This is a genomic window from Halobacillus sp. BBL2006 (genome assembly GCF_000786645.1).
In the GTDB taxonomy this organism is placed as follows: Bacteria; Bacillota; Bacilli; order Bacillales; family Halobacillaceae; genus Halobacillus.
Map to the genome: position 1 here is coordinate 1 of NZ_JRNX01000774.1, position 3,930 is coordinate 3,930.

3 protein-coding genes and 1 riboswitch are annotated in these 3,930 nt (G+C 41.9%); of the genes, 2 read left to right on the top strand and 1 reads right to left on the bottom strand.

Annotation, left to right across the window (positions count from 1 at the left end; all coding sequences use genetic code 11):
* Window positions 1-88: 88 nt before the first annotated feature.
* Complete coding sequence (gene pckA / locus LD39_RS19515) at window positions 89-1,678, bottom strand: phosphoenolpyruvate carboxykinase (ATP) (protein WP_035552231.1); 1,590 nt, start codon at window positions 1,676-1,678, stop codon at window positions 89-91.
* A 162-nt stretch (window positions 1,679-1,840) separates the two neighbouring features.
* On the opposite strand from pckA, the gene LD39_RS19520 reads away from it, so the two are divergent.
* Together LD39_RS19520 and metK are read left to right on the top strand one after the other, a co-directional pair.
* Window positions 1,841-2,227: a thiol-disulfide oxidoreductase DCC family protein gene (locus LD39_RS19520; RefSeq protein WP_035552234.1), complete on the top strand. Its 387-nt coding sequence runs from the start codon at window positions 1,841-1,843 to the stop codon at window positions 2,225-2,227.
* 54 nt (window positions 2,228-2,281) lie between these two features.
* Window positions 2,282-2,396, top strand: a riboswitch (SAM riboswitch).
* 222 nt (window positions 2,397-2,618) lie between these two features.
* Entirely contained in the window at window positions 2,619-3,815 is a 1,197-nt protein-coding gene (gene metK / locus LD39_RS19525) for a methionine adenosyltransferase (RefSeq protein ID WP_035552237.1), read from the top strand.
* Window positions 3,816-3,930 lie beyond the last annotated feature (115 nt).

The window sequence follows — 3,930 nt, forward strand, 5'->3', positions numbered from 1 at the left end:
ACACCGTCTTGATTAAATAACAAAGAGAGCGCGCACGGTTGCCGTGCGCGCTCTCCATTTATATGAGGAGATGAGGAAACATAATTTACTACCTGTTGTAGGCAGGTCCAGCCATTTTTATATCTTCACTGGCGTAGACAAATTTTTTAAAGTTTTTGTGGAACTTGTTCGCTAGTTCCTTAGCATGTTCATCATATTGATCAGGATTATCCCACGTCTTTTTAGGTATAAGAACGTCATCAGGGACACCTGGACAATGAGTTGGAATACTCAATCCGAAAAATGGATCCGTGTACGTTTCTACTGAAGAGAGTTCGCCCTCTAGAGCGGCTTGAATCATGGAACGGGTATAGGATAACTTCATACGGGAGCCTTCACCATATGCGCCTCCAGTCCAACCGGTATTCACCAAGTAGACATCTGCATTGAATTGATCGATTTTCTCACCAAGCATTTCCGCATATGTGGAAGGTGCAAGCGGAAGGAATGGTGAACCGAAACAAGCAGAGAATGTGGCTTGAGGTTCAGTGATCCCACGTTCCGTTCCGGCAAGCTTACTCGTATATCCGCTAAGGAAATGGTACATGGCTTGCTCTTTCGACAGTTTACTAATCGGTGGAAGCACTCCGGTAGCGTCCGCCGTAAGGAAGATGATCGCGTTAGGGTGTCCGGCAATACTAGGGCGAATGATGTTATCAATGTGATCGATTGGATAAGCAGCTCTTGTATTTTCAGTTAAACTCGTATCATCATAATCCGGAGTATGACTGTTTGGTTTTAGAACGACATTCTCTAACACGGAACCAAAGTGGATCGCGTTAAAAATCTGAGGTTCTTTTTCTTCCGCTAAATTGATGCACTTCGCATAGCATCCACCTTCAATGTTGAAGATGCCATAATTGGACCAGGCGTGTTCATCATCACCGATCAATCTGCGATGTGGGTCGGCCGATAAAGTGGTTTTACCTGTACCAGAGAGACCGAAGAATAAGGCTACATCGCCTTCTTTCCCTACATTCGCTGAACAGTGCATCGGTAAAACATTTTTTTGTGGAAGTATATAATTCATGACAGAGAAAATAGATTTTTTGATTTCTCCTGCGTATTCTGTTCCGCCGATTAAAACGATACGGTGTTTGAAGGAAACCATGATGAACGCTTCAGAGTTTGTTCCATCTACTTCAGGTACGGCTTTAAAAGTAGGAGCGGATATCACGGTGAACTCTGATTCCAATTGATCTACTTCATCTTCCTCAGGGCGGATGAACATTTGATGCGCAAACAGGTTGTGCCATGCAAATTCATTAATGACACGAATCGGTAAACGGAACTTCTCATCAGCTCCGGCAAATCCTTTAAAAGAGAATAACTCGTCACGGTCTTTCAGGTAATCCAGCACTTTGTGGTAAAGGGTGATGAAGGTATTCTCATCTATCGGTTGATTTACTTTACCCCAGTCAACTTTATCAGCGGAGACATCATCCTTCACGATGAATTTATCTTTAGGAGAACGTCCCGTGTAAGCTCCAGTAGTGGCTTGGATCGCTCCTTTATTAGTAAGTGTACCTTCGTGGCGTTCTAAGATTTTCTCCACTAACTGAGGTACAGATAATTGGTGGTGGACATGCTCCTGTGCTAATAAAAGGTTTAATTCTGACATTTGGTTAATGGCACTCATATGTGTCTACCCGCCTTTGTTAAAGAATTTAAAGAAGCTAAGTACTTAATCTGAACATTAGTATAACACATTCATATTATTAATCCATACTATTCATGAAAATGCTTTCACTTTATTTTATCCTTTTATTTGATAAAATGTAAATAGAAAGGTTGTGAAATAATGAACAAACCGATCGTACTTTATGATGGTGCTTGTTACTTGTGTAACCAATCAAAAAGATTTTTTCAAAAGTTGGATTGGATGGCGAAAATGGAGTGGATTTCACTCCAGGAATACGAGAAGTTTACTGATCTATCGGACTATCAGAGAAAGGCGATCAATCAGGAATTACATGTGCGATTTCCAACGGGTTATGAAATGAAGGGCTATGATGCAGTTACTTATCTTATGAGAAAATGTCCACTTACGTTTATCCTAGGTTTAATATTTTCTATTCCTGGAAGCGGGATGATCGGTAAACCGTTATATTCACTAGTAGCTCGCAACAGATATAAGCTATTCAAAAACAAGTGCAAGAATGGTACTTGTACCTTGTCTAAACCATAGTTATTTGATTGACATTGAACATGGATTTCGATACGATATGCAAGAACGGAAACTCTCTTATCCAGAGTTGGTGGAGGGACAGGCCCTTTGAAGCCCGGCAACCCGTCATTTTGTATGACATGGTGCTAACCTGAAGCAAGGAGAATGATTGCTCCTTGGACGATAAGAGCGAAAGGAAGCAGCCCCTTTCCTCTAAGTCAGGAAGGGTTTTTTCTTTTATATAAGGAAATGATCCATAACAGACAACCATCTTGATTCTCCCTTTTCGATTTTTTTAGGGAGGGCGAGAATATGATATCAAACCTATTAGGAAACTGATCTTAGTTTCTGCACATACTGGTAAAGAGTTCCGTCTAATCCATTGAACTTTCAGAAGGAGGAGTTTTAGAGAATGCCTGCCAATCGCCGGTTATTCACATCAGAATCTGTAACCGAAGGACATCCAGATAAAATTTGTGATCAGATTTCTGATGCAATTTTAGACGAAATTTTAAAGAACGACCCAAATGCGAGGGTCGCATGTGAAACAACGGTAACTACAGGTCTCGTATTGGTCTCGGGAGAAATCAGTACCAATACTTATGTAGATATACCAGCCATCGTACGTCAGACCATCAAAGACATTGGCTATACGAGAGCCAAATATGGTTTTGATGCAGATACATGTGCCGTTCTGACTGCTATTGATGAACAATCCCCAGATATTGCTGGAGGAGTAGATGTTGCTTATGAGTCTAGAGAAGGGCAAATGAGCGATGATCAAATCGAGGCTATTGGTGCAGGTGACCAGGGGCTTATGTTCGGGTTTGCAAACAATGAAACTAAAGAATTGATGCCGCTACCGATTTCCTTAGCGCATAAACTTTCAAAACGCTTATCTGATGTTCGTAACGACGGTACACTCGAATATCTACGTCCAGATGGCAAAACTCAAGTCACCATTGAATACGATGAGAATGATCAGCCTGTCCGTGTGGATACAATCGTGATCTCTACTCAACACGCGGAGGAAATTACCCTCGATCAGATCAAAAAAGACATAAAAGCTGAAGTCATTGACCCGGTCGTTCCTTCTCATCTAATTGACGATCATACGAAATACTTTATTAACCCTACAGGACGTTTTGTCATTGGGGGTCCACAAGGTGATGCTGGACTTACTGGTAGAAAGATTATCGTTGATACTTATGGTGGATACGCCCGGCATGGTGGAGGTGCGTTCAGCGGCAAAGATGCTACTAAAGTTGACCGTTCCGCTGCCTATGCAGCTCGTTATGTAGCGAAGAACATTGTAGCAGCTGGCCTTGCAGATACGGTAGAGGTTCAGCTGGCATATGCTATCGGAGTAGCTCAGCCAGTATCGATTGCTATTAATACATTTGGTACCGGTAAAGTTAGTGAAGAGAAATTGGTGGAGGCTGTAAGAGATCTATTTGACCTACGCCCTGCTGGCATTATTAAAATGCTGGATTTGCGACGTCCGATTTATCGTCAAACAGCTGCCTACGGGCACTTCGGCCGTACGGATGTTGAGTTCCCTTGGGAAAAGACAGATAAAGCGGAAGAGCTTAAAAATCGAATTCAATAATAAAAATGCCTCTGAAGTCGTTCTCAGAGGCATTTTTGTATGTCTTTTCAGTGGTTTTTCATATCAGTAAAGCTCCCATATCTTGAAGACTCAGTTTCCAGACATTCGTGTGAGT

Excerpts from the sequence above, each read along its gene's own strand:
- pckA (WP_035552231.1), bottom strand. The coding sequence starts at position 1,678 with ATGAGTGCCATTAACCAAATGTCAGAATTAAACCTTTTATTAGCACAG.
- LD39_RS19520 (WP_035552234.1), top strand. The coding sequence starts at position 1,841 with ATGAACAAACCGATCGTACTTTATGATGGTGCTTGTTACTTGTGTAAC.
- metK (WP_035552237.1), top strand. The coding sequence starts at position 2,619 with ATGCCTGCCAATCGCCGGTTATTCACATCAGAATCTGTAACCGAAGGA.